This is a genomic window from Arthrobacter sp. QXT-31 (genome assembly GCF_001969265.1).
GTDB lineage: Bacteria > Actinomycetota > Actinomycetes > Actinomycetales > Micrococcaceae > Arthrobacter.
The window spans coordinates 1,881,108-1,906,719 of the sequence record NZ_CP019304.1 but is presented as its reverse complement, the minus strand read 5'-3'; the positions used below and the strand labels follow the sequence as shown (position 1 = coordinate 1,906,719).

The 25,612-nt window shown below is 66.5% G+C and carries 23 protein-coding genes and 1 tRNA gene; 13 read left to right on the top strand and 11 right to left on the bottom strand.

Annotation, left to right across the window (positions count from 1 at the left end; translation table 11 throughout):
• Positions 1–171: 171 nt before the first annotated feature.
• Positions 172–2,082 (top strand): FAD-binding monooxygenase, encoded by a 1,911-nt coding sequence (locus BWQ92_RS08640; RefSeq protein ID WP_076799148.1) that lies wholly within the window; start codon positions 172–174, stop codon positions 2,080–2,082.
• A 211-nt stretch (positions 2,083–2,293) separates the two neighbouring features.
• Positions 2,294–3,766, top strand: coding sequence for an APC family permease (locus tag BWQ92_RS08635; RefSeq protein WP_076799147.1), 1,473 nt, complete (start codon positions 2,294–2,296; stop codon positions 3,764–3,766).
• An 18-nt stretch (positions 3,767–3,784) separates the two neighbouring features.
• Here BWQ92_RS08635 and BWQ92_RS08630 read toward each other — a convergent pair whose 3' ends face one another.
• Positions 3,785–4,492: an AmiS/UreI family transporter gene (locus tag BWQ92_RS08630; RefSeq protein ID WP_076799146.1), complete on the bottom strand. Its 708-nt coding sequence runs from the start codon at positions 4,490–4,492 to the stop codon at positions 3,785–3,787.
• 196 nt (positions 4,493–4,688) lie between these two features.
• On the opposite strand from BWQ92_RS08630, the gene gdhA reads away from it, so the two are divergent.
• On the top strand, positions 4,689–6,026 hold the full coding sequence (gene gdhA, locus BWQ92_RS08625) for an NADP-specific glutamate dehydrogenase (protein ID WP_076799145.1): 1,338 nt from the start codon (positions 4,689–4,691) through the stop codon (positions 6,024–6,026).
• 49 nt (positions 6,027–6,075) lie between these two features.
• Here the strand turns inward: gdhA and BWQ92_RS08620 are convergent, their stop codons facing one another.
• From BWQ92_RS08620 to BWQ92_RS08610, 3 genes are all read right to left on the bottom strand, one after another.
• The gene (locus tag BWQ92_RS08620) at positions 6,076–7,041 is read right to left on the bottom strand and encodes a helix-turn-helix domain-containing protein (protein WP_076799144.1); all 966 of its coding nucleotides are present in this window, start codon (positions 7,039–7,041) and stop codon (positions 6,076–6,078) included.
• A gap of 152 nt (positions 7,042–7,193) precedes the next feature.
• Positions 7,194–8,255, bottom strand: coding sequence for a D-TA family PLP-dependent enzyme (locus BWQ92_RS08615; RefSeq protein WP_076803608.1), 1,062 nt, complete (start codon positions 8,253–8,255; stop codon positions 7,194–7,196).
• A gap of 81 nt (positions 8,256–8,336) precedes the next feature.
• A complete protein-coding gene (locus BWQ92_RS08610; protein WP_076799143.1) occupies positions 8,337–8,927 on the bottom strand; it encodes a TetR/AcrR family transcriptional regulator in 591 nt (196 codons plus the stop codon).
• Between the two features lie 119 nt (positions 8,928–9,046).
• Between BWQ92_RS08610 and BWQ92_RS08605 the strand changes: the two genes are divergently transcribed.
• Positions 9,047–11,053: a primary-amine oxidase gene (locus BWQ92_RS08605; protein ID WP_076799142.1), complete on the top strand. Its 2,007-nt coding sequence runs from the start codon at positions 9,047–9,049 to the stop codon at positions 11,051–11,053.
• 204 nt (positions 11,054–11,257) lie between these two features.
• Positions 11,258–11,632, top strand: a complete 375-nt coding sequence (locus tag BWQ92_RS08600; protein WP_335633104.1) for a hypothetical protein — start codon at positions 11,258–11,260, stop codon at positions 11,630–11,632.
• Between the two features lie 107 nt (positions 11,633–11,739).
• Here the strand turns inward: BWQ92_RS08600 and BWQ92_RS08595 are convergent, their stop codons facing one another.
• Together BWQ92_RS08595 and BWQ92_RS08590 are read right to left on the bottom strand one after the other, a co-directional pair.
• On the bottom strand, positions 11,740–12,159 hold the full coding sequence (locus tag BWQ92_RS08595; RefSeq protein ID WP_076799141.1) for a DUF1761 domain-containing protein: 420 nt from the start codon (positions 12,157–12,159) through the stop codon (positions 11,740–11,742).
• A 140-nt stretch (positions 12,160–12,299) separates the two neighbouring features.
• Positions 12,300–12,845, bottom strand: a complete 546-nt coding sequence (locus BWQ92_RS08590) for a flavin reductase family protein (protein ID WP_076799140.1) — start codon at positions 12,843–12,845, stop codon at positions 12,300–12,302.
• 260 nt (positions 12,846–13,105) lie between these two features.
• Between BWQ92_RS08590 and pstS the strand changes: the two genes are divergently transcribed.
• The 4 genes from pstS to pstB all read left to right on the top strand — a co-directional run bounded on the left by pstS (position 13,106) and on the right by pstB (position 17,239).
• Positions 13,106–14,227 (top strand): phosphate ABC transporter substrate-binding protein PstS, encoded by a 1,122-nt coding sequence (pstS, locus tag BWQ92_RS08585; protein WP_076799139.1) that lies wholly within the window; start codon positions 13,106–13,108, stop codon positions 14,225–14,227.
• A 118-nt stretch (positions 14,228–14,345) separates the two neighbouring features.
• Positions 14,346–15,278, top strand: coding sequence for a phosphate ABC transporter permease subunit PstC (pstC, locus tag BWQ92_RS08580; RefSeq protein WP_076799138.1), 933 nt, complete (start codon positions 14,346–14,348; stop codon positions 15,276–15,278).
• Positions 15,279–16,388, top strand: coding sequence for a phosphate ABC transporter permease PstA (gene pstA / locus BWQ92_RS08575; protein WP_076799137.1), 1,110 nt, complete (start codon positions 15,279–15,281; stop codon positions 16,386–16,388). It abuts the gene before it with no gap.
• Between the two features lie 71 nt (positions 16,389–16,459).
• Positions 16,460–17,239, top strand: a complete 780-nt coding sequence (pstB, locus tag BWQ92_RS08570; protein WP_076799136.1) for a phosphate ABC transporter ATP-binding protein PstB — start codon at positions 16,460–16,462, stop codon at positions 17,237–17,239.
• Between the two features lie 198 nt (positions 17,240–17,437).
• Here the strand turns inward: pstB and BWQ92_RS08565 are convergent, their stop codons facing one another.
• From BWQ92_RS08565 to BWQ92_RS08555, 3 genes are all read right to left on the bottom strand, one after another.
• The gene (locus tag BWQ92_RS08565; RefSeq protein ID WP_076799135.1) at positions 17,438–18,454 is read right to left on the bottom strand and encodes an inorganic phosphate transporter; all 1,017 of its coding nucleotides are present in this window, start codon (positions 18,452–18,454) and stop codon (positions 17,438–17,440) included.
• Positions 18,455–19,072 carry a nuclease PIN gene (locus tag BWQ92_RS08560; protein WP_076799134.1) on the bottom strand — a complete coding sequence of 206 codons (618 nt, stop codon included), beginning with the start codon at positions 19,070–19,072 and terminating at the stop codon, positions 18,455–18,457. It lies immediately after the preceding gene.
• Between the two features lie 254 nt (positions 19,073–19,326).
• Complete coding sequence (locus BWQ92_RS08555) at positions 19,327–19,986, bottom strand: hypothetical protein (protein WP_076799133.1); 660 nt, start codon at positions 19,984–19,986, stop codon at positions 19,327–19,329.
• Positions 19,987–20,231: 245 nt separating this feature from the next.
• On the opposite strand from BWQ92_RS08555, the gene BWQ92_RS08550 reads away from it, so the two are divergent.
• Positions 20,232–20,304 (top strand) — tRNA-Lys (locus BWQ92_RS08550).
• 137 nt (positions 20,305–20,441) lie between these two features.
• On the opposite strand, the gene BWQ92_RS08545 is transcribed toward BWQ92_RS08550, so the two are convergent.
• Together BWQ92_RS08545 and BWQ92_RS08540 are read right to left on the bottom strand one after the other, a co-directional pair.
• Complete coding sequence (locus BWQ92_RS08545; protein ID WP_076799132.1) at positions 20,442–21,599, bottom strand: S1C family serine protease; 1,158 nt, start codon at positions 21,597–21,599, stop codon at positions 20,442–20,444.
• Positions 21,600–21,728: 129 nt separating this feature from the next.
• Positions 21,729–23,078: a glutamyl-tRNA reductase gene (locus BWQ92_RS08540; RefSeq protein WP_442856764.1), complete on the bottom strand. Its 1,350-nt coding sequence runs from the start codon at positions 23,076–23,078 to the stop codon at positions 21,729–21,731.
• Positions 23,079–23,548: 470 nt separating this feature from the next.
• Here BWQ92_RS08540 and BWQ92_RS08535 point away from each other — a divergent pair, with 470 nt between their 5' ends.
• The 3 genes from BWQ92_RS08535 to BWQ92_RS08525 all read left to right on the top strand — a co-directional run bounded on the left by BWQ92_RS08535 (position 23,549) and on the right by BWQ92_RS08525 (position 25,606).
• Entirely contained in the window at positions 23,549–24,556 is a 1,008-nt protein-coding gene (locus tag BWQ92_RS08535) for a LacI family DNA-binding transcriptional regulator (RefSeq protein WP_076799131.1), read from the top strand.
• A gap of 88 nt (positions 24,557–24,644) precedes the next feature.
• On the top strand, positions 24,645–25,214 hold the full coding sequence (locus tag BWQ92_RS08530; protein WP_076799130.1) for a cysteine hydrolase family protein: 570 nt from the start codon (positions 24,645–24,647) through the stop codon (positions 25,212–25,214).
• Between the two features lie 89 nt (positions 25,215–25,303).
• Entirely contained in the window at positions 25,304–25,606 is a 303-nt protein-coding gene (locus BWQ92_RS08525; protein ID WP_076799129.1) for an urease subunit gamma, read from the top strand.
• Positions 25,607–25,612 lie beyond the last annotated feature (6 nt).

Genomic DNA, 25,612 nt, shown 5'->3' with positions numbered 1-25,612 from the left:
GGCTTCGTCAACCCCCCCGGTTGGGGAAAGAAGCAGCTTCTTGTGGGTCCGGTCGGATGTGACGTACAGTACTGAACCATAGACCACAGTTTCGAATATCGAATCACTTGTTCCGATATAGAACACAGACTTTTGGCGCAAGCCCCCCACACAGTGAAGTGAGGAAAACCCGTGCAGTTCCACCACCACGGTTACGTTTCCGGTGACCCGCGCATCCAGCCGGCCGCCGGCGTCGGCATCAACCGCCCCGAAGAGCTCCCCGACGAGGTCGACGTGCTGATCGTGGGTTCCGGCCCCGCTGGCATGCTCGCCGCCGCCCAGCTGTCCCAGTTCCCGGACATCACCACGCGCATCGTGGAGCGCCGCCCCGGCCGCCTCGCGATCGGGCAGGCGGACGGCATCCAGGCCCGCAGTGTCGAGACCTTCCAGGCCTTCGGCTTTGCCGAGGAGATCACCGCGGAGGCCTACCGGATCACCGAGATGGCGTTCTGGAAGCCGAATCCGGAGAACCCGAAGCACATCTACCGTGCAGCCCGCGCGGTCGACGACGAGATGGGCATCAGCGAATTCCCGCACCTCATCGTCAACCAGGCCCGTGTGCTGGACTACTTCGCCCGGGTCATGGCCTATTCGCCGACGCGGATGACCCCCGACTACGGCTACGAGTTCCGCAGCCTCGAGGTGGCGGACGCGGGTGAGTACCCGGTCACCGTCACCCTGGTCCGCACCGCCGGCGAACTGGCGGGCCAGGAGCGGGTCGTGCGGGCCAAGTACGTGGTCGGCGCTGACGGTGCCCGCAGCAAGGTCCGGGAATCCATCGGCTGCACGCTCGCCGGTGACCAGGCCAACCACGCCTGGGGCGTCATGGATGTCCTCGCCGCCACGGACTTCCCGGACATCCGCACGAAGTGCGCCATCCAGTCCCACGACGGCGGCAGCATCCTGCTGATCCCGCGCGAGGGCGGGCACCTGTTCCGCATGTACGTCGACCTCGGCGTCGTGCCGGAGGACGACAACGGTGCCATCCGCAAGACCACCATCGAGCAGATCATCGCCCACGCGAACCAGATCCTGCAGCCGTACACCCTGGACGTCCGCAACGTTGCCTGGCACAGCGTGTACGAGGTGGGCCACCGCCTCACCGACAGGTTCGACGACGTCCTGCCCAAAGAGCGGAACAGCCGCACGCCGCGCGTCTTCATCACCGGCGACGCCTGCCACACGCACAGCGCCAAGGCCGGCCAGGGCATGAACGTGTCCATGCAGGACGGCTTCAACATCGGCTGGAAGATCGGACACGTGCTCGAGGGCCGCAGCCCGGAGTCGCTGCTGGCCACGTACTCGGCCGAGCGCCAGGTCGTTGCGAAGGACCTGATCGATTTCGACAAGGAATGGTCAACCCTCATGGCCAAAAAGCCCGAGGAGTTCAGCGACCCCTCGGAGCTGGAGGACTTCTACGTGCGCACCGCCGAATTCCCGGCCGGCTTCATGACCGAGTACGCGCCGTCAATGATCGTGGCCGAGGCGAAGCACCAGGAACTGGCCACTGGCTTCCCGGTCGGCAAGCGCTTCAAGTCCGCGCCCGTGCTCCGCGTCTGTGACACCAACCCGCTGCAGCTGGGACACCAGGCAAAGGCCGACGGACGCTGGCGCATCTACGTGTTCGCCGACGCCGCCGAAGCCGGCACCCCGTCGCCCACCACCGACTTCGCGCACTGGCTGGAGAGCTCGCCGGAGTCCCCGCTCGCGGCGACGCCGGAGGGTGCCGACGCCGATGCCTGGTTCGATGTGAAGGTCGTCTACCAGCAGGACCACCGGGGCATCGACATCAACGCCGTCCCGGCCGTGTTCAAGCCGGAGGTGGGGCCGTTCAGGCTGACCAACCTTGAGAAGGTCTACGGCGCGGACCCGAAGGCCGACATCTTCGACCTTCGCGGCCTGGACCGCGGCGGCGTTGTTGTGGTGGTCAGGCCGGACCAGTACGTGGCGAATGTCCTGCCGCTGACCGCGACGGCGGAACTGGGCGCCTTCTTCGCACAGTTCCTGCCGGCCCGTCAGGGACTGGTCGGCAATCACGCCTGAGCCGTCACAGCTGAAAAGTGAAAACTGCCGGGGGCGCGAACGCCTCCCGGCAGTTTCCTTTTTCCCTTCCGGCCATGCATGTGCGCTCAGGCACAACAACTGATCGCTGCCAGACAAGCCCCGGCGGCCGGGGACTGCCAAGCTGGAATCCGCGGTGCGAGGCCTTTGCCGGCACCCCTCCCCAACGCTCATGACCGTTAAGAAGGATCCAATGAGTATTTCAAATTCCGAATCCCGGACCGCAGAAGCAAGCCCGCGCAAGGAGCAGTCCACCGCACTCCGCGCGGGCAGCATCGGCGTTCTGGGCATTCTCTTTTTCGTTCTTTCAGCCCAGGCCCCGCTGACCGGCATCGTCGGCGCAGCCCCGCTGGCGGCTGCCCTCGGCAATGGCGCCGGGGCACCGGGCGCTTACCTGATCGTGGGCATCGTCATTGTCATCTTCGCCGTCGGGTTCGTGGCCATGAGCCGGAAGGTGCAGGCGAACGGTGCTTTCTATGCCTATATCACCGCCGCGTTCGGCAGGAAGACCGGTGCAGGCGCGGCCTGGCTGGCACTGCTGGCCTACAGCACTGTGCAGGCCGCCATGTACGGACTCTACGGTGCGGCTTTTTCCGGGCTGCTGGCTTCGGCCGGCGTGACCGTTCCCTGGTGGCTCCTCGCCGTCGCCACCATGGCAGGCGTGCAGGTGCTGGGCTCGATGAACATCGAGCTGGGCGCCCGCGTCCTGGCTTTCCTGGTGGGCCTGGAAGTGGCGATTCTGCTGCTGTTCGGCTTCACCGTTCTGTTCAAGGGCGGCGGCCCGGAAGGGCTCAACATGGCTGCGTCCTTTTCCCCGGAGGCAATCGCCAGCGGAGCTCCCGGCGTTGCGATCATGTTCGCTGTGGCCTCCATGTTCGGCTTCGAGTCAACGGCCATCTACTCGGGTGAGGCCAAGGACCCGCACCGGACAGTGGCGCGGGCAACGTACCTGTCGGTCGGGATCATCGCCCTGTTCTTCGCCTTCATTACCTGGATGCTGGTGAGCTTCTACGGGCCCTCGCACGTCATCGACGCTGCCGGCGCTGCCCTGGAGTCCGGAGATGCGACCTCCTTCGTGATCGGGCCCCTGGTTGAGCTGTTCGGCCCCTGGGCCGGCGTCACTGCGGGCGTCCTTCTGGTGACGTCGCTCCTGGCAGGCATCATCGCCTTCCACAACGGCATCAACCGCTACCTGCACTCGCTTGCCCTGCGGGGTTCGCTGCCCGCTGTCCTCGCCCGGACCAACACCCACGGCGCGCCGGCCTCGGCAGCCTGGGTCCAGACGACGGTGGCCGTGCTGCTCGTGGCTCCGTTCGCGGTGCTGGGCATGGATCCCGTGCTGACGCTCTTCTCCTGGTTCAGCGGGCTTGCTGTTGCGGCACTGCTGGTGCTCTACATGCTCTGCTCCCTGGCCGTCGTCGCATTTTTCCGCCGCGAACGCGTGACTGGCCAGCTCTGGCAGACCCTGATCGCGCCGGCCGTTGCCTCGCTGCTCCTGGCATGGGTCCTGTACCTGGTGGTCAGCAACTTCACGTCCCTGATCGGCGGAAGCGGCGAAACGGCCACGGCACTGCTGGTTGCCGTCCCCGTGATCTTCGTGGCCGGAGTGCTGGCGGAAACCGGAGTGGAAAAGCGGGGGCGGACCGAGCTCCTGCCCGCCCCCTGAGGCTGCCGCCGGCGGCGGCTAACCGCCCGTCGTCGTCTCCAACGGCCCGTTAGGGACGACGACGGCGGGTTGGCGGTCCCGCCGGCCGGCGCGCCGGCCGTCACGCCTGGCAAGGCCGGCGGCCAGCAGCAGAAGCAGGGCGATGCACGCAGCAGCCCCGCCCGCCGTTGCGGTGTCGCCGGGCCATTGCCCTGTCATGCCAAGCAGGGCGGGCGCCGTTGCCGTGGCCTGGCTGGCCAGAACCAGCGACCAGCCGATCAGCGGCGACAGCCGGCTGCGACCCAGCGCCATAGAGAAGAAAAAGAGCGTCCACAGGTAGGACCAGCAGAGCCACAGCACTGCCAGCAGCGGGTCGCTGCTGAACCAGGCCGCAGCGAGCAGGAGCCCGCACGCGCCCACCATTCCGCTGAACCAGCCAAGGCCCCTGGATCCGAGCCCCAGCAGGAAATCCAGGCCGACGTAGGCGTAGGTCAGGCCGAACAGGAACATGCCCGACGCCGTAAGCAGCGTCGGCTGTAAATGCCCGGCGAGGGCGTCCGGGCCTGTGCTGCCCGGATGCGTGAGGGCCGGATGCGCGACGGCCAAGTACGTGACGCCCAACAGCAGCTGCAGGCCGCCGATCACCAGGCTAAATACGGCTGCATCGCGGCGGGGGAGCGCGCCCAGCGTTGCCAGGCCGTTGATCAGCAGTGCGGCACCCGAGAGGAGAAGGCAAAGGTACGGCATCAATCAGCCTTCATCGCATACCGCATTGCCCGTATTTCCGTAGTACGAAATCTTACTGTCATAATACGGATAATAAGGCATGTTTAGCCCGGCCGCTTAACGGCTCGCGGGCCGAATCGGTTAGGTTGAAAGCTCAACTGTAGGGCGGCCGGCGATGTACTCCCAGGCCGCCGGCCGTCGAAGTAAGGAAAGATTCATGGATGCACGGCTGGAGGCCATCAGGGATACCGTCCTGGCGCGGAATCCCGGCGAGTCCGAGTTCCATCAGGCCGTGGGGGAGGTCTTCGAAAGCCTTGGCCCCGTCCACGACCGGCACCCCGAGTTCCTTGAGGCCGCCATCCTGGAGCGTCTCTGCGAGCCGGAACGGCAGATCATCTTCCGGGTGCCGTGGACCGATGACCAGGGCCGCGTGCAGATCAACCGCGGCTTCCGCGTGGAGTTCAACTCGGCGCTGGGCCCGTACAAGGGCGGCCTCCGGTTCCACCCGTCCGTCTATCTCGGCATAGTGAAGTTCCTCGGCTTCGAGCAGATCTTCAAGAACGCGCTCACCGGCATGCCCATCGGCGGCGGCAAGGGCGGCTCCGACTTCGATCCCCGCGGCCGGAGCGACGCCGAGGTGATGCGGTTCTGCCAGTCGTTCATGACTGAGCTCTACCGGCACATCGGGGAGTACACCGACGTGCCGGCGGGTGACATCGGAGTGGGCGGCCGCGAAATCGGCTACCTCTTCGGCCAGTACAAGCGCATCACCAACCGCTACGAGTCCGGGGTCCTGACCGGCAAGGGAACGTCCTGGGGCGGTTCGCTGGTGCGGCCCGAGGCCACCGGCTTCGGCACGGTGATCTTCACCCAGGAGATGCTCAAGACCCGCGGCTCGTCCTTTGACGGGCAGCGCGTGGTGGTTTCCGGCTCCGGCAACGTGGCCATCAACGCCATCGCCAAGGCCCAGTCACTTGGTGCCTCGGTGGTGGCCTGCTCCGACTCCTCCGGCTACATCGTGGACGAGGCGGGAATCGACGTCGGCCTTCTCCGCCAGATCAAGGAAGTGGAGCGCGGACGCCTCAAGGACTACGTTTTGCGCCGCTCCGGCGTTTCCTACGTGGAGGCCGGCTCCGTCTGGGATGTCGACGCCACCGTCGCGCTGCCGTGCGCCACCCAAAACGAGCTCGACGGCGACGCTGCCGCCCGGCTGGTCCGGAACGGCCTGCTCGCCGTCGGTGAAGGCGCCAACATGCCTTCCACCCGGGACGCTGTGGCAGTGTTCCAGGAAGCGGGTGTGCTTTTCGGGCCGGGAAAGGCCGCCAATGCAGGCGGCGTAGCAACTTCGGCGCTGGAGATGCAGCAGAACGCGAGCCGCGACTCCTGGTCCTTCGAGCACACGGAAGAGCGCCTCACGGACATCATGGTGGGAATCCACCACCGCTGCGCCTCCACCGCGGAAGAGTACGGCGCGCCCGGCAACTACGTGCTCGGCGCGAACATCGGCGGCTTCGTCAAGGTGGCGGACGCCATGCTGGCGCAGGGTCTGATCTAGGCGCAGGGTCTGATTTAGGCGGAGGGCCTGATTTAGCAGCCGGCTGCTTCTAAGCTGCGGCGCCGCGGCGCCAGTCGCTGGGGGATAAGCCGAAGGCCTCCCGGAACGTGCGGCTAAAGTGGGCCGCGTCCAGGAATCCCCACCGCGCCGCGACGGCACCCACGGAGGTGCCGGAGTGCAGCGGATCCCGGAGGTCCCGGCGGACCCGTTCCAGCCGGCGGCTGCGGATCCAGCTGGCAACCGTGCTGCCGGACTCGTGGAAGACGTTGTGCAGATGGCGGGTCGAAATGAAATGCGCGGCCGCAATGCTGGCCGGCGAAAGCTGGGGGTCGGCGAGGTTTGCCTCGATGTAGTCACGGGCTGACGTTGCCAGCAGGGCCTGCGGCTTCATGCTGTCCGCGGCCAGGTCGAGCTCCGAATGGAGCATGGTGGAGACGAGATCCAGGGTGTTGGCCACGAGCCGGGAACCCGTGGGGCCGCTGAGTGCCTCCAGGTTGCCCGCAAGCTGCGTGATGAACGGCCCCACAATGCCCGCCACACCGGATTCGGCGGCCAGGCGGACGGCGGACAGCTGGCCCACATATTCCGGCGGCAGCGACAGGGAGTCGTGCGGGAACATGAGCACCATCATGCGGGCCTGCTCCTCGAACGCCAGCGAGTACGGGCGGTTGGTGTCGTAGATGGCCAGGTCGCCGGGGCGGAGCACGGCCTCGCGGTTGTCCTGGATGAGGAGCCCGGTGCCCTCCAGCTGCAGGTTGAGCTTGAAATAGCGCTGGTCGGATTGGGCAAGAAGCGCCGGAGTGCGGTGGACGCTGTGACCCGAAGCGGACACTTCCACGATGCACGTCCGGTCCAGCACCCTGGAGCGCATGCGGCCGCGGAATTGCTCGGGCCGTTCCGTTTCTGCGGCCAGCGGCACGAAGGACTGCGCCACGAGGTGCCTCCAGTGGTCAAAGGAGGTTGCCTCGCTGGAGGTGAGGGTCTGGTCCGCGGGGCGGGCTGTGCTTGCTGGCATGAACGTTCCTGATGCAGGTTGGCTGTCTGCTGACGGGTCCCCAACACTGTGTCCTGCGACACAGTCATTTCAGGTTAGCGGCGATGCTGCGGGTCTGTCATCTTTTTTCAACAAATGGGGAAAAAAGATTTTCCGTGAACAAGAGCGGACCCTCACCTGTTCTTTCCCCGGGCGGCCACCGTCCAGCGGTCCACGAGGGCGCCGCCCCTGACCACTGCGACTTCGTCCACCAGGTTCATCGCCAGGCACACATGGTTGGGAATGACGCGCAGCCGGTCCCCGATGGCTGGCGCCGCAGCAGGCCCGGGCCACTCGACGGTCGCGTGATGCTCAGACAGTGCGGTGATCCGGGCGTCGGGGTAGTCCATCAGCCGCCCGAAGCCGCTGGCCCACGCGGGCCGGTCGCTGCCCAGAACCTTGCTGCCGGCGTCGAGGATGAAACGCGCGGGCCCGTCCGGAGCGGTTGCATGGTGGCTGACCACGGTGGCAGCAACCGTCAATGCGATGTCCTCGGCGGCGCACCGCCCCAGTTCCAGCTGCTGGGCGTCGCCAAAGACGTAGACACCAGGGCGCACCTCGGTGGCGGCCGAGTTCCCTGTCAGCATCGCTGTGGGAGTGGAGCCGCCGCTGCGGCAGGTGACCTCGAAGCCCGCCGCAGCAAGAGTTTCCGACGCCAGGCTCAGGGCCTGCTCCTCCTGACTGGCCGCCTCGACCGGCATGCCCGGCGCATAGCTGTGTCCCGGGAAGGTGAAAACGCCCGCGACCTTGAGTCCGGCCCGCACCGCCGCCTGGGCCACCGGCGTGACAGCCTCCGGGAGAACGCCGCTGCGGTGGTGCCCGCTGTCGACTTCCACGAGAACGCTCACGCTGCCTGCGGCACTTCCCAGGCTGGTCCCCAGTCCCGTTGCCCCCTCGGCGGAATCCACCCCGACGGCGATCTGCGCCGTCTGCGACAGGCGCCGGAGCCGCTCGGCCTTCTGCGCGGAAACCCAAAGGGGATAGGCGATGAAGAGGTTCTGCACGCCGGCAGCTGCGAACACTTCAGCCTCGCCGATGGTTGCCACCGTCAGTCCGGAGGCTCCGGCCGCAATCTGGCGGAGGGCGATTTCGGGAATCTTGTGCGTCTTGGCATGCGGGCGCAGGCCCAGGCCCCGCGAGCGGACGGCCGACGCCATCCGCCCGATATTCCGGTCGAGGATGTCGACGTCGATCATGATTTCCGGCGTATCGATTTCCTGCGGGATGGTCACTGCCGGGTCTCCTGGTTGTGGATCGGATATTGCTGTCCTCAGAGGCTAGGTGGTCAGCAGGGCCAGGAAGCCCTCGAGTTGCCCGTCCAGGCCGAGCTGTGTCTGGCCCTCCGGAAGCAGCGCGGCCGCGATCTGGGCCCCGAGCAGCATGTTGAGCAACTGCCCGGCGAGGCTGTCGTCGTCGACGGCGGTGCTCACGTCGCCGCTGTCCCGCGCCTCCCCGAGGTAGCGGCGGATCGAGTCGAGCCACTCCTGCATCGATTCCCGGTGGATCTGCGCCTTGTCCGGATCGTTGATGGCTTTCTGCCAGAAGGGGATCACGATGCGGGCCTCATTGATCCGTTCCTCATCCAGCGGCAGCACCTCGATGCAGAAGGCCCGCAGGGCCGCCAGTCCCGAAAGCCCGGCGGTGACCTCGGCGATGCGCCGGTTGGTCCGGTTGAAGACGTGGCCGAACGCGAACGTCAGCAGGGTGTCCTTGGTGGGGAAATACGGTTTGAGGGCGCCGTTGGCGAAGCCCGCCTCTGTGGCGATCTCCCGCATGGTGGCACTTTCGATGCCCAGCCGGGCAATGATCCGCCAGGTGGCATCCACCAGTTCCAGCCGCCGCTCGTCGTGGTCAACAATCTTTGGCACGCGGCCGCTCCCCGGTAAATATTTCGCCCAGACTCTTGTGAGCCATCTTACGTTCGCTTATTCTCTACAACTATAGAAAATAAAAACCAGACCCGCCAGGGTCCCTGACAAAGGCCGCCATGACGCTCTCCATCACAGAAACAGCCAGCCCGTTCCGCCTTACCTCAGCAGCGGAGATCAGCGAGGTGCAGGGCATTCTTCGCTCTGAAGGTCTCCTCGGCCCGGAGAAGCGCATTGCCTACCTGGGGCTGCTGGACCCTGCCCGCAAAACTGACGCCGCCCGTAAAACCGGCGCCGCCCGTAAAACCGGCCCTGCCCGGGAAACAGACCCCGCAGAGGAAGCCGGCAGCGTTGCGGAGGACCGGCGGTTCCGGGTCTTCATCCATGACGTTTCGGGCGCCCGGCCCCAGGACGTCACCGTCTCGGCCACCAGCAGCGAGGTGATCTCCGCCGTCGAACTCGATACCGCTGCCACCGGTGAACTCCCGGTCCTTGAAGAGGAGTTCGAAGTGGTGGAGCAGCTCCTGGCTGCCGACGGGCGGTGGCTGAAGGCGCTGGCTGCGCGGAACCTGGACGCCAGCAAGGTCCGGGTCGCGCCGCTGTCCGCGGGCGTGTTCGAGTACCCGGAGGAGAAGGGCCGCCGGATCCTGCGCGGGCTCGCGTTCCTGCAGGAGTTCCCCGGGGACAGCGCCTGGGCCCACCCGGTCGACGGGCTTGTGGCCTACGTGGACGTGGTCAGCAAGGAAGTCACCCAGGTAATCGACACCGGCGTCTTCCCCGTTCCCGCAGAGCACGGCAACTACACCGATCCCGAGCTGACCGGCCCGCTCCGCACCACGCAGAAGCCCATCAGCATCACCCAGCCCGAAGGCCCCAGCTTCACGGTGACCGGCGGGAACCACATCGAGTGGGAGAAATGGAGCCTTGACGTGGGCTTCGACGTCCGCGAGGGCGTGGTGCTGCACAACATCGCCTTCCGGGACGGTGACCGGCTCCGGCCCATCATCAACCGCGCGTCGATCGCCGAGATGGTGGTCCCGTACGGCGACCCGTCCCCGATCCGGTCCTGGCAGAACTACTTCGACACGGGGGAGTACCTGGTGGGGCAGTACGCCAACTCCCTCGAGCTGGGCTGCGACTGCCTGGGCGAGATCACCTACCTCAGCCCCGTCATCAGCGACGCCTTCGGCAACCCCCGCGAGATCCGCAACGGCATCTGCATGCACGAGGAGGACTGGGGCATCCTGGCCAAGCACAGCGACCTCTGGTCCGGCATCAACTACACCCGCCGGAACCGCCGCATGGTGATCTCGTTCTTCACCACCATCGGCAACTACGACTACGGCTTCTACTGGTACCTCTACCTTGACGGCACCATCGAATTCGAAGCCAAGGCCACCGGCGTCGTCTTCACGTCCGCGTTCCCGGAAGGCGGCTCGGACAACATCTCCCAGCTGGCGCCGGGGCTCGGTGCGCCGTTCCACCAGCACATCTTCAGCGCACGCCTGGACATGGCCATCGACGGCTTCACCAACAGGGTGGAGGAGGAGGACGTGGTCCGCCAGCCGATGGGCGAGGGAAACCCCCGCGGCAACGCCTTCTCCCGGAAGCGCACCGTGCTCACCCGCGAGTCCGGGGCTGTCCGCGAGGCCGATGCCCGCGCCGGCCGGACCTGGATCATCTCCAACCCCGAATCCCGCAACCGCCTAGGCGAGCCCGTGGGCTACAAGCTGCACGCCCACAACCAGCCCACCCTGATGGCCGACCCCGGGTCTTCGATTGCCCGGCGGGCGGCGTTTGCCACCAAGGACCTGTGGGTTACCCGGTTCGCCGAGGACGAGCGCTACCCCACCGGCGACTTCGTCAACCAGCACTCCGGCGGTGCGGGCCTGCCCGCCTATGTCGCGCAGGACCGTGACATCGACGGCCAGGACATCGTCGTCTGGCACACGTTCGGCCTGACCCACTTCCCGCGGGTCGAGGACTGGCCGATCATGCCGGTGGACACCGTCGGCTTCAAACTCCGCCCCGAAGGGTTCTTCGACCGCAGCCCGGTCCTGGATGTCCCGGCGTCCGGCCAGGGGGCCAACCACTGCCATCCGTCAAGCGACCACCGCCATGGCTGAGCGGATTCCGCTGCGGGGGCTCCCGGCATGACTTCGGCAGCAGTTGCCACGCCAGCGGTTGCCCCAGCAGCAGTGGCTCCGGCAACAGTAGGCGGAAGACCTATCTCCCGACGAGCTGCCTCGGGCAGCGTTGTCGGGGGGCCCTTCGGGGGAGCGGAGGGCCGGGCGGCCGGCGCTCGCCTCCACTCCCGAGTCTGCGCCGTGGTGACCGCCGCATCCTGCCTTGCCCACGTGTGGCTGGCCGCCGGCAGCCACCATGGACTGTGGCTCAACGCACTGATGCTCGTGATGGTGGCGGTCTGCGTGCCGTGCGCCGCTCACGTGTGGCGCCACAGCAGTCTCGCCGCCCTGCACCGGATCATGGCCTCGGGCGTCGCGATGGCGGCGATCCACGGTTTCCTGCTGCTCGCCCCGGGCGGCTCGGCCCACAGCCACACAGCGGCAGCGCCGGTGGTTCCCGCAGGGTCAGCCGGATCGGAGGGACCCGCTGCCGCCGTGTTGCTGGCGGTCATCGCCCTGGAAATGACGACGGCGTTCCTCGCCTCGACACTCGTGGCCCGCCTCCGCTCCCGCCACTAGCGCGAACTGTCAGGTAATGACTCCAAAACCGAGATTTGCGGGTAGTATCTCCCAGTTCGCGCTTCCGGGGGTCGGCGGAGACGGGGGCCTCAAGTGTCCGCTCGCGCTTAGACGCCGAACAGTCCGATGACCAGGCCCATCACCAGGTAGGTCACGAGCTCATGGGCGCAGTTCAGTGCCGTGAGTCCGGCAGGGCGGCCCTCGAAGGCGTCGTGAGTGATGAAGCGCGCCGCCGTGAAGCCTGCCCACAGTATGACGGCGGTGATGAGCGAATTGCCCAGGAAGCTGCCGCCGTAAAATTCCTGCGCGATGGCAACCGATCCCGCCAGGACAAGGGCGCTGACGAAACTCACTGCCAGGGTGATCAGGATGGGCTTGACGGCATCTTTCGCTTTGCCGCTCGGCGAGACCTTGGCCACGCGCATCCAGTAGTTGCCGAAGACCTTGGGCGTGTACCAGACCGACCCGACGACCATGGTGGACAGCGTCGCCACCAGGACCGCCCAGATGTTGATTTCAGGAACCATGTTCCACTCCTCACTCAGTGTTCAGTTGCGGTGTTGCCGGCTGTGCTGCTCATCAGTCTTCTCCCTTCGCCGCCACGCTGCTCGCCCGCCTTCGCGCCGTCCCCTGGACGGTTGCGGTTATGGTGCGCAGACAGAACGCTTCACGGCGCCAGCCGGCGGAACTCCGAGCCGAAGTGCACCAGCGGGTCCGGCGCCTCGGACGGTTCCGCGCCGCTGCCCATCGCCAGCACCTCACCCACAACCAGCAGGTGGGTGGCGGCCGGGTGGACCGAAACCGTGCGCAGTTCGAAGTAGGCGAGGCAGCCGTCGATGACCGCAGATCCGGTGGCAGGTCCGCGGCGGAAGGGCACCTGTGCGAGCAGCCCGTGCAGCGGCGTCCCGGGGCTGGCCAGCCAGGCCGCCGTGCCCTGGTGCTTGCCGGACAGCACGCTCAGCGCCCAGGTGCCCGCCTCCTCCACGGCCTCGCCGATGCGGGACTCCGCGTACAGGCTGACCAGCATGGTCGGCGGGTCGTAGGACACAGAGAGGAAGGCGCTGACCGTGGCCGCGTAGTCCCGGTTCCGCAGCCGGGTGGAAACGACGGCAACCCCGGCGGTGATGTCCGAACTCAGCCTGCGGTACAGGTCCACATCGGCGTCCGGACCCTCACCCAGTTGGTGCCCGTCCAGCGGCCCTGAGATCTCCATGGTCCCAATGGTGCCACGTGGGACCCAAGTTAAGGTTGTTAATCCTGTGGCGAAACCACTACGACTGTGGCGCATCCAACGCAATGGCAACGCAGTATCTGTAAGCCAATGGCCCGCCCTCGTTAACCCTGCGTTCACCTTGGACCCCAAAACTTGTTACCTGCGGCCCATAACTTCAGTGCAGGTACAGAAAGTACGAATTCCCGTTCGGACGTCTCCGGTCCGCACCGCATCGAAAAACCCTGGAAGGGGTACATCCAGTGAAGGCACTCCGCTTCGGCCGCCACGCGGCAATCGCAGTTATCGCCGCTGGCGCACTCGCGCTCACCGCCTGTGGTTCAGACAATGCCACGGGCACCGCCCCGGAAGGCAGCGCCCCCGCTGGCGGCGCCAAGGTCACCGGCACCCTGACCGGCATCGGCTCCTCCGCGCAGGGCGCGGCCATGGATGTGTGGAAGACCAACTTCGCCTCCGCCAACCAGGGCGCCACCGTGCAGTACTCCCCGGACGGCTCCGGCGCCGGACGCAAGGCCATCATCGACGGTTCTGCTCAGTTCGCGGGCTCCGACGCCTTCCTCAAGGATGAGGAACTGGAATCGGCCAAGAAGGTCTGCGGCCCCGACGGCGCCATCGAGATCCCGGTCTACATCTCGCCGATCGCCATCGCCTTCAACCTGCCGGACATCACCGAGCTGAAACTGGATGCCCCCACCGCAGCCAAGATCTTCCGCGGCGAGATCGCCAAGTGGAACGACCCCGCCATCGCAGCCCTGAACCCGGACGCGAAGCTCCCGGACCTCGCCGTCACCCCGGTAAGCCGTTCTGACGACTCCGGCACCACCAAGAACTTCACCGAGTACCTCTCGGCTGCCGCTCCGGACGTCTGGAAGGACAAGGCTGACGGCATCTGGCCTGCCTCGCTCAAGGGCGAGAACGCCAAGGGCACCTCCGGCGTCGTCAAGACCGTCACCGACACCCCGGGCGCCGTGACCTACGCCGATGACTCCGCCGTCGGAGGCAAGCTGGGCATCGCCGAGATCAAGGTCGGCTCCGAGTTCGTCAAGATCTCCCCGGAAGCTGCCTCCAAGGCAGTGGACGCCGGCAAGCCGGTTGAAGGCCGCGGCGAAAACGGCGGTGCCATCGAGCTCGACCGCACCACCACCGAGGCCGGTGCCTACCCCGTGGTCCTGGTTTCCTACCACATCGTCTGCTCCAGCTACGACAAGCAGGAAACCGTTGACCTGGTCAAGGCCTTCGAGACCTATGTAGTTTCCGAAGAGGGCCAGAAGGCTGCCGCAGAGTCCGCCAAGTCGGCTCCGATTTCCGCAGCGCTGACCGAAAAGGCCACCAAGGCTATCGAATCCATCAAGGTCAAGTCGTAGCGTTTGACCTGAACGACGAAGTTCCCCGCCCAGCCGACAAGCAGGGCGGGGAACTTAGCCGTGTAAAGCGCGGTTCCAGCACGATTCAATACGAACCATCAACACCGAAGGGCCGGGTATGACCACCACCTCCCTGACCAGCTCCCGAGGCGCAGGCCGCGCCGGGGACAAAGTCTTCTCCGGAGCGGCCCTCGCGGCAGGCTGCCTGATCCTTGCCGTGCTGTTCGGCGTGGCGCTCTTCCTCGTCATCCAGGCGCTTCCGGCCTTCACAGCCCCCGCCGAGGACATCCAGGGCGGGGAGGGCTTCTTCGCCTACATCTGGCCGATCGTCCTGGGCACCCTCATCGCGGCCATCATCGCCCTGGCTATCGCCACGCCGGTGTCCATCGGCGTCGCCCTCTTCATCTCGCACTTCGCTCCGCGCGGCATCGCATCCGGCCTGGGCTATGTGATTGACCTGCTGGCCGCGATCCCCTCCGTTATCTACGGTGCCTGGGGCGCCGCCTTCCTGGCCCCGCAGATTTCGCCCGCCTACGGCTGGCTGGCCGCAAACATGGGCTGGCTGCCCATCTTCCAGGGACCGGCCTCCGCCACGGGCAAGACCATCCTGACCGCCGGCATCGTGCTGTCCGTCATGGTGATCCCCATCATCACGTCCCTCTCCCGCGAGATCTTCCTCCAGACCCCCAAGCTGCACGAGGAAGCCGCCCTTGCACTGGGCGCCACCCGTTGGGAAATGATCAAGATGGCGGTCCTGCCCTTCGCCCGCCCCGGCATCATCAGCGCCGTCATGCTGGGACTCGGCCGGGCGCTCGGCGAGACCATGGCCGTGGCGCTCGTGCTGTCCTCCGGCGCGCTCACCGCCAGCCTGATCCAGTCCGGCAACCAGACCATCGCCGCCGAGATCGCGCTGAACTTCCCGGAGGCCAGCGGCCTCAAGGTGAGCACGCTGATTGCCGCGGGCCTGGTCCTGTTCGTGATCACCCTCGCCGTCAATATGATCGCCCGGTGGATCATCAGCCGGCACAAAGAATTCTCGGGAGCCAACTAAATGACCTCCACCCTGACCCCGGTCCGCAAGCGGTCCGCCCTGACCAAGGGCCAGCTGCCCAAGTACGCGCCCTACGTCGTCCTGGGCATCGCGCTGGTCCTCGGCGCCGCCATCCTCGCGCTGATCGGCTTCAACGCCTTCGGCTGGGGAGTCGTCTCCGCCATTCTCTTTGCCGCCGGCCTCGTGGGATGGAGCGCCGCCGTTGAGGGCTCGCGCAAGGCCAAGGACAAGCTTGCCACCTGCCTTGTGGTGGGGGCCTTCCTGGTGGCGCTGCTCCCGCTGATCTCCGTCATCTGGACCGTCCTGGTCAATGGCATTCCCGGCCTCCTCAACCCCCGGTTCCTCGGCACGTCGATGAACGGCGTGACGGGCGTGTTCGACAACAGGGCGGCCGAAGGTGCCGGGCCGGTGCTCGGCGGCATCTACCACGCGCTTCTCGGCACTGTGCAGATCACCCTGCTGGCCACCGTCATCTCGGTGCCGGTGGGCCTCCTGACGGCGATCTACCTCGTGGAATACGGCAACGACCGCCCGCTGGCCCGCGCCATCACCTTCTTCGTCGATGTCATGACCGGCATCCCGTCCATCGTGGCCGGCCTCTTCGCCGCAGCGTTCTTCTTCGCCGTCGTGGGGCCCGGCACCAAAACCGGCGCCGTGGCCGCCGTCGCACTCTCCGTGCTGATGATCCCGGTGGTGGTCCGCTCCAGTGAGGAAATGCTGAAGATCGTGCCCAACGAGCTTCGCGAGGCCTCCTATGCCCTGGGCGTCCGGAAGTGGCGGACCATCCTCAAGGTGGTCATTCCGACGGCGATCTCGGGCATTGCTTCCGGTGTCACCCTGGCGATCGCCCGCGTCATCGGCGAAACCGCCCCCATCCTGGTGACCGCCGGGTTCGCCACGAGCATCAACAACAACGTGTTCAGCGGTTGGATGGCCTCCCTGCCGACGTTCATCTACACGCAGATCCTGAACCCAACGTCCCCGTCCAACCCCGATCCGTCATCACAGCGGGCCTGGGGCGCAGCCCTGGTGCTGATCATCCTGGTGATGCTGCTGAACCTCGCCGCCCGCCTCATCGCCCGGATCTTCGCACCGAAGACGGGCCGCTAGGCCGGACGGCCCTTACGGGCCTGTGCGGCCGCGACTTAGACTCATTTCATACCAGCAAGTTAAGGAACATCATGTCCAAGCGCATCGACGTCAAAGACCTGAACGTGTACTACGGCAATTTCCTGGCCGTCGAAGACGTCAGCATCAACATCGAGGCCAAGTCCGTGACGGCGTTCATTGGCCCCTCTGGCTGCGGCAAGTCCACCTTCCTGCGCACGCTGAACCGCATGCACGAGGTGCTGCCGGGTGCCCGAGTTGAGGGTGAGGTGCTCCTCGACGGCGACAACCTGTACGGCCCCGGCGTGGACCCGGTGACGGTCCGCTCCCAGATCGGCATGGTGTTCCAGCGGCCCAACCCGTTCCCCACCATGTCCATCCGGGACAACGTCCTGGCCGGCGTGAAGCTGAACAACCAGAAGATCTCCAAGGGCGAGGCGGATGCCCTGGTGGAGCGCTCGCTCCGCGGCGCCAACCTCTGGAACGAGGTCAAGGACCGCCTGGAGAAGCCGGGCTCGGGACTGTCCGGCGGCCAGCAGCAGCGCCTCTGCATCGCCCGCGCCATCGCCGTGGAGCCGCAGGTGATCCTCATGGACGAGCCCTGCTCGGCCCTGGACCCGATCTCCACCCTCGCCGTTGAGGACCTCATCAACGAGCTCAAGGACGAATACACCGTGGTGATCGTGACCCACAACATGCAGCAGGCCGCCCGAGTCTCGGACAGGACGGCGTTCTTCAACATCGCCGGCACCGGCAAGCCCGGCAAGCTCATCGAGTTCGCCGAGACCAGCACCATCTTCAACAACCCGAGCCAGAAGGCCACCGAGGACTACGTCTCCGGCCGCTTCGGGTAATCCCCAGCCGCACCCCAGGCTCGCACGCTCGCCCGGGGACCCCTGCGGCTGTGGGCCCACCCACCGGCTCCCAGCCTTCGCAAGCTCAGGCCGGGGCCCTCGCCGGCGTGGGCCCAGTCCACACATCGATTGCTCCGTAACTGCCCTAATGGACCTTCAAAAAGGCAGCTACGGAGCAATCGTTGTGAAAGGCTGTGCTTAGCTGCTGATCAGCGGGGAGAGAGCCAGTTCGAGGATGAATGCCCCGGCGGCGGTGGTTACCGGAGTCAGGACCCACAGTGCCAGGATCCGGGTAACCAGCTTCCGGTCGCTGGTGGCGAACTGCTGGTTTTCCCCTGCACCGAGCACTGAGGACGTGACCGTGTGGGTGGTTGACACGGGCCAGTGCAGCCCGATGGCGCCAACGAACAGCATGAGCGCGCTAAAGCCTTGTGCCACCACGCCGCGCAGCGGATCGATCCGGGTCAGGCGGTAGCCGATGGTGTGCGAGATGCGCCAGCCGCCAAACATCGTGCCGGCCGTGATTGTCGCCGCGGACAGCAGCGCCACCCACAGGGGAATCGAGCCGCCGTCGGAATAGCCGGCAGCCAGCAGCGCAAGGATGAGTACCGCGCTGACCCGCTGGCCGTCCTGCAGCCCGTGGCCAAAGGCCACGGCGCCGGCGGCGATGGACTGGGCGGCCCGGAACCGCTTGTTGACCACGCTCGGCTGGGTGTAACGCGCGGCCCAGGTGACGGGAAACACCAGCAGGTAGGCGCCGATGAAGGCGATAAGAGGCGAGAAGATCAGGGGGAGGACCACCTGGAACAGGAGCGACTGGTCCACGCCGCCCACTGAATTGCCGCCCACCACCACACTGGCGGTTCCGGCCCCCGCGAGTCCGCCCACCAAGGCATGCGTGGAGGAGGAGGGAACGCCCCGCCACCAGAGGAAAATCCCCCAGGCGCACGCGCTGGCGAGGCCGGCGGCGATGATGGTCAGTCCGCTGTTCCCCGGCGGGAGGGAAATCCAGTTCTGGCTGATGGCCACGGCCAGGCCGGCGCTGAGAAGGGCGCCGATGAGGTTGAACAGGGCGGCCAGCAGTACGGCCACGGTGGGGGTCAGGGCGCGGGTGCGCACGGCCAGGGCTACAGACGTGGACACGTCCCGAAAACCGTTGAGAAAGGAAAAAGCCGAAGTGAGGAGCACCACCAGGGCGAAGATGGCCAGCGTCACTCAGGATTCCTTGACGATGATGCTGCCTACCTGGGTGGCGATCCGGCGCATGTCCTTGGTGACGTCGACCAGCTGGTTGGCGACGTCCCGGTGGCGGGCGTACTGGGCGGACTTCATGTCCTTGAGCATGTCCGCGACCCAGATCCGGTGCGTCCGTTCGGCCCGCTTGGCCAGCCGAAGGACCTCGATCCAGTAATCCTCAAGGTCGTCCAGGTTGTTCAGCCGGCGCATGGCCTCGGCTGTCAGCTCGGCCTGGCGGCTGATGATCTCCAGTTGGTCGGCCGCGCGCTTCGGCAGCCGGTCCAGGCTGTACAGCGCCACCAGCTCGGCCGCCGCATCCAGCCTCTCAATGGCTTCGTTCAAACTTTGGGAGAGGGCGTACATGTCCTCGCGCGGGAGCGGATTCACGAAGCTGCTGCGCATGTGCGTCAGGAGGGCGAAGTGCAGCTCGGCCGATTTTGCCTCGTGGTTGTGCATATCCTCCACCAGCCGGTTGTGCTCAGTGGCCGGGGCGCCCAGGATTTCCGCCATGGTGGCGCTGGCAAAGACTATCTGCCGGGCCAGCTGCGCAAGCAGGTTCAGGCCTGCGGATTCCTGGGGAAAAAGGCGCAGCTTCATGAGTACCGGTCTCCGGAGGATGGTCAGGGCGGGACGCCGCGGGAGTTTGACTTGACGTCCGAGCCGCAGCTAGTCAGTACTTTACCGGCACCTGCATTGGGGCATGAAAATGGTGCCGAACCGGATACGCCTCTCGGCGGTAGGCCGCTCTAGGCGGCTAAATGTTGAAGCCCGGGGGTTTCGCGGTTCGGCACCAGTTTCAGTGTTCTACTTTGGCTTGGCCAAGTCAACATTGACAGATCGGGCCTGATGGGTCAGTCAAGCTCACCCAGCCGCCAGGCGTTGGCGGCATGTTCCAGGTCCTCTGCCGTCTTCACGAGCAGGTGTGAGTTGCGCGTCAGCTTGCGTGCGTGGCTCTCGTTTGAATGCTCCGCACCGTCCGCGAGCGTGGCCTGGCCCAGGGCCACCACACGGCAGAACGCGGCGGACCGCTCCAGCGCAACGTCGAAGTCGCCGTCGAAGGCGCCGGACAGGATCGCGTCCGCCATGCTCCTCATTTCATCGGCGCCCGGCGGTTCGGCCGCGCCGGCCACCACATGGGAGACCTGCGCCGTGTCCTTGCCGGCCTTGAAATAAACGGAGATGCGCTCGGGATCCTGCACTGTTGCCGCGCGCAGGGCGTACAGCCGCCACAGCGCACCGGGCAGCGAGCGTGCCGGGCTTTCCGCCCACATTTCCGCAATCGCCTCAAGGCCCTGCTCGTCGGCCAGCTTGACCAGCCGTTTGGTGATGACGGGATCATCGCTGTCCCGGCCATGGCGCACCAGGGCCTGGGCGGCCAGGTGCGCAGCTTCCGAGACACGCGCCGGATCGGCGCCGCCTGCGAAAGGTTCAAAATCAATGGGCGCAAAAGGCTTCGGTTTGTGGTGCCGCTCCGCCCCGCCCGGGCCGCTGGTTCCTGCTTTCTGGCTCATGGTCCCACGCTACTCCTGCACGGAACCGGAATCGAGCGTCCTTATCCAGTGCACTCTCATCCACATCCGGCAGCCATGCCTGCCCAAAACCCTTTGCCGGTTCCCGGAAAGGACACGTTCGACGGCGGCGGCGGGGCGCCGTGCTGAAGTCGCCATTGTCTGCGGTACAGTATTAAACGTCCAGAAATGGACTGGAACTGTTTCGCGTGTGCAGGCTGTTGAGGTCCGCATTCAGCAGGCAGTTTGGGCCTTTAGCTCAGTTGGTAGAGCATCGGACTTTTAATCCGTGGGTCGTGGGTTCGATCCCCACAGGGCCCACTCTTTTAGCGAAGAGTGGAAAGTCCCCGGCTTCCTGGCAACAGGAATCCGGGGACTTTTTATATCCGCCCACGCACTGTCCGGGACCGTGCACTGTCCGGGACCGTGCACTGTTCGGGACAGGGAGCCGGATCCACCTAGGGCGCCGGCCGGGCAGTGAGCTCCACCTTGGTTTCCTGCGTCTCCGTACCCCTGCGGTACTCCACTGTGACGGTCTGCCCCGGGCTCTTGCTGCGGAGCGCGGCGAGCAGGCTCTCCGGCGACGCCAGTTCGTCGCCGTCGAGCCTGACGAGCACATCGCCTGGCCGGATGCCGGCTTTTGCCGCCGGGCCGCCGTCCGGAACGGATAGTGCGAGCGCCCCGCGGGTGTCCGGAAGTCCCAACTGGTCGGCGATCTGCTGGGTGATTTCGCCGAGCGACAGCCCGATGAAGGCATGGTCCGCCGTACCGTCCTCCCGCAGCTGGTCTGCCACCTTGACCGCAGTGGCGGCCGGAATGGCAAAGCCGAGGGCGACTGCACCAGCGGACGGAGGGATGTAGGCCTCGCTGATGCCTATCACCTCGCTTCTGCTGTTGACCACGGCGCCGCCCGAATTGCCCGGACTTATTGCGGCGTCGGTCTGGATCAGGTCCACCAGCGACTGGCTGCTTGAGGCAGAGCCGGGAATTTCGCGGTGCAGGCCGGAGATGATGCCTGCCGTCGCGGTGTTCTCAAATCCAAGCGGTGACCCGATGACCACGGCCAGTTCACCGATCCGCGGAAGGTCCGACTGGAACTTGGCGGCCGGCAGTCCCGTCCGTTTTGCCTCCACGAGTGCCAGATCGGAGATTGGGTCCGTGGCGCGGACGGTGCCGGCAACGCGCCTGCCGTCGGCAAAGGCCACTTCCACGCCGGTGTTACCGCGCACCACGTGCTCATTGGTGAGGATCAGGCCGTCCTCCGAGTAAACGACGCCGCTGCCCAGGCCTCCGTCCCTGGTAAAGATGGTCACCACTGAAGGCTGGACGTTGCTGACGATCGTGGGGATGTCCGCTGCTGCCTGCGGGAGAGCCAGGCCTGCCCCTCCCTTAGCGGCCCCGCCCTGTGAACGCTGACCTGACTGCGGCGTGCCGCGGGCGCTGCCGTCCGCTGTGGTTTGTCCGGGGGCCGTGGATTCACCGGGTGTCGTGCCCGGCCCGGGCACTGTGCTTTGCCCCGGCGCCGTGCACCCGGCTGCTGCGAGCGCCAGCAGCGCCGAGGCCACAAGGCACCGGGATTTGTAAGCGTGGTGGGAAGCGGTTGGCCGGGGTGCCATGGGACTTCCTCTCTGTGCCGGCAGGCGGGGAGTGCTTGGAAGGCTGGTTCAAACGTAGTCCTCCCAAGGAGCCGCTGCCAGAGGAAATTTGGCCCGCAGTATTCGCAGCCCAGACGAGCCGCCCGGGGCTTAGCTCGCGGCTGGGAGGCTGGCCTCAGGGCCCGTTGCCTCTTGGCACTTCCGTTCCGGGCAGCCCTGCCGGCTCCTGGTCTCGCTCGCGCCGGGTTCGTTCGCACCGGGTTCGTTCGCACTGGGTTCGTTAGCACCGGGTTGCACCTGCAGCCCGAACAGCGCCTCAAGGGCGGCGGTGTACTCCTCATGCCGGCCGCCCGCGGCCAGCTCACGTGCCCTCGTGGTGGGCACGTGCAGGAGCTGGCGCACCACCCGCCGCAGGGCGAATTCCACCGCTTCTGCCGTGGCCGTGCAGCCGTGCTGGTTCTTCACCCGCGCCACTTCGCCCGCCAGGACCGACTGCATGTGGTCACGCAGCGCTACGATCGCCGGATCCAGAAGCCGCGCCTGCCTTTCCTCCTCGAACCTCGCAGCGGCCAGCCGGACAAGCTCACGCGCCTGGCGGACCACAGCCGTCTGTTCAGGCGGCGAAGCCAGCAGCACATGCTCCAGCGTGATGAGGTCCAGCCCGGGCAGTTCGCCCACATCGCGCTGAAAGTCGCGGCTTAAAGCGAGGTCGACGACGGCGAGCGGGCCGGCGGTGTCCCGCCGGAAGGACCGGAAGTCGCGGGAGCTGAGCCGTGGTCCCCGGCCGCTGCAGCCGATCACCACATCCGCGCCGCGGATGGCGTCCGGCAGGTCCTCGGAGTACAGGGCGGTGGCGCCCCGTGCCGATGCAAAAGCCTCAGCCCGTCCGGACCAGGAAAAAACAGACACCGCCGGGCACGCCCTGGCCGCCAGGAGCGCCAGGGTGGAACCGGCGTAGGCGCCGGTGCCGATGACCACCACGGACAGGCCGGAAAGGTCCTTGCGTCCGAGCGTGGACAGGGTAAGGTCCAGCGCAACGGACACCATGGAGCGGCCGGCCTCACCCAGGGACGTCAATGATCCGACCTCGCGGGCGGTGCGGGAGGCTGCCTGGAAGAGCCGGACCAGGGGGCTGCTGGCCGCTTTGGCGTCCTGGGCGGAGGCAAGCGAGCGGCGAAGCTGCCCGGCAATTTCCCGTTCGCCCACCACTGCCGAGTCAAGGCCGGCGCCCACCGCGAAGAGATGCTCGGCCATGGCGGTGCCCGACAGACAGCGAAGTGCCCGGCCGAGCTCGGCCGGGGAAACACCTGAGCAGGTGCTGATGACAGCGAGTACCCGCTTCCTGGCGCTTTCCGGATCCGCGCCCGGAGCGACGTCGCAGTACACCTCGAACCGGTTGCAGGTGGAGAGCACGACCGCCCCGGCCACGCCGTCCACGCCCGCAATAACCTCGGAAGTAATGCGGACGGGTCCCGAGCCGAGACGGGCTACGAACTCCAGGCCGGATCCCCGGCCCTCCGCGCCGCCAACCGCTTCGAGACCCCCGTCTGCCCACCGGGAAACGGATCCCCGGTGGGCAGTGCGGGCATGGTGGGAAACCACAAGAGCAAACTGCCGTTCCGTCGGGGATAATCCCTCGATCGACCCCCCTGCGCCCTGCAACAATTCGGCCCCCTTCCGCCGCAATTTTCCCCACCTGTCCTGCCGCGTCACCTGGTGGCCGCCCCGGCTGGTGGCACCGCGCGGCCACCGCTTCCGGACCGGTCCCGCCGGTGGCCGCCGCTTATCTGGACACCGCCGGTTATCGCTGGGACCAGGTGCCGTCGCCTAACCCCAGAGCCAAGAGACCTTGCAGAAAGGTTCGGGGACGCACCTTGGGAAATTCTTGGCGGGCGGGCCGGCCAGCAGTCTGCAACGATGTATCGAAAGATGTTTGCGAGAACGATGGTCTGCCGCGAAAGGTGCCTTGCATGGCCGTGACAATGAACGATGTTGCCCGTGCGGCCGGAGTCTCTCTGAAAACCGTGTCGAATGTGCTCAACAACTATGAGTTCATCAGGCCGGCTACCCGGCAGAAAGTGCTCGAGGCCATCTCCGAGCTTGGCTATGAGGCCAACCTGACCGCCCGGAGCCTGCGTTCCGGAAAGTCCCGCATGCTGGGCCTGGTGGTGTCCGACCTTTCCGTGCCGTACTACGCAGAGCTTGCTTCCAAGCTCATGACCGCGGCCGCGGCCCGGGACTACCGGGTTCTGGTGGAGCAGTCCTCGGCGACCCGGGCCAACGAGCTCAGCGCCCTGCACGGATCCCTGAGCCAGCTGACGGACGGGCTCCTGTTCACCCCTTTGGTGCTCGACGCGGACGCTGTGGCGGCAGCACGGCGCGGAACCAAACCTCTCGTGATGCTCGGCGAGCATATCGACGACCCGCGGTTCGACCTCGTCACCATGAAGAACGTGGGCGCGGCCAAGGCCATGACAGCCCACCTGCTGGCGGGAGGCCGCCGTCGTATTGCCGTTATCGGTGCCGCACCCGCGGACAGTTTCGGTTCGCCCGGCCTTCGGCTGGCCGGGTACCGGGAGGCATTGGCCGAGGCCGGCGTCGACTTTGATCCGGCCCTGATTGTGCCCGCGGACTGGCGCCGTGACGGTGGCGCGTCGGCAGTGGGGCGCCTGCTCGAGGGCGGCCAGCCGTTCGACGCTGTCTTCGGATTGAACGACGCGCTGGCTCTTGGCGCGCTGCATGAGCTGCTGATCCGGGGGATCAGGGTTCCCGAGGATGCAGCCGTGGCCGGGTTCGATGATATTGATGAGGCGCGGTTCTCGTCACCGTCGCTGACAACGGTTGCGCCGGGCATGGACGAGATCGCCGAGCGGTCGGTGCAGCTGCTGATCGACCGCATCGAGGGGACCGAGAAGACTTCCGGTGGTGTGCATATGGAAGCGCAATTCGAGCTGCGGATCCGTGCTTCCGCCCCTTAGGCCTGCGGCCACCGTTTAACGGTGCGGGTTTCGCAGGGTGCACGGACGGGTACCTCACCAGAACCGGCAGCGGAAGGAAAGGTGACTCATGATTGCCCTGCTCATTATCGACATGCAGAATGCGTTCTTCGAAGCGCCGGAACTGGCAGAACAGCAGGAGCGGGTGGTCAGCTCCTGCAACAGGCTCCTGGAAGGGTTCACCGCCTCGGGGCACAAGGCGCTGCTGGTCGGCACCGAGCACGAGCGGGACAAGTCCACCTGGACGCTGAGCATGCTGGACGACGACCAGGGCTTCATTTTCCGCGGGAGCAAGCAAGCGGAGGCTGTGCCGGGCCTCGCCACCGACGGCCTGCCGCAGCTGAGCAAGACGCGGGACAGCGCCTTTGTGGGCACCGACCTGCTGTCCCGGCTGCGGAACTGGGGCGCCGATGAAGTGGTGCTGGCCGGCGTCTCCACGCACAACTGCATCGCCCAGACGGCTGCGGACGCCTTCGCCCACAACATCCGGGTTACGTACGCGGAGGACGCCATGGCCTCGGAGGACAACCAGGACGCCGCGGACATGCTGCGCATCCTGTCCACCACGTACCGGCAGCCCGTTCAGTCGAGCGACGAAATCCTCGCCCGAATCAGGGACGCAGCCAGCGGCGGCCGCTGAGCCTGACCTGACACTCCCGAAACGTGGCTGAAACGAATGGGGCTTAGTCTGGGTCCCACGCCGTCCCGCAGGCCATTGAAGGGATCCCCATGCATTTGCTGCCCCGTGAGCAGGAGAAGCTCATGATCGTGGTCGCTGCCGACCTCGCCCGCAGGCGCCAGACACGCGGACTCAAACTGAACTACCCCGAAGCCGTTGCGATCATCAGCTATGAGCTGATCGAGGGGGCCCGGGACGGCCGCACCGTGGCCGAACTCATGAGCTACGGCACCACGCTGCTCGCCCGCGACGACGTCATGGAGGGCGTGCCGGAGATGATCCACGAGGTCCAGATCGAGGCCACCTTTCCGGATGGCACCAAGCTGGTCACCGTCCACAATCCCATCCGATAGGGGAGG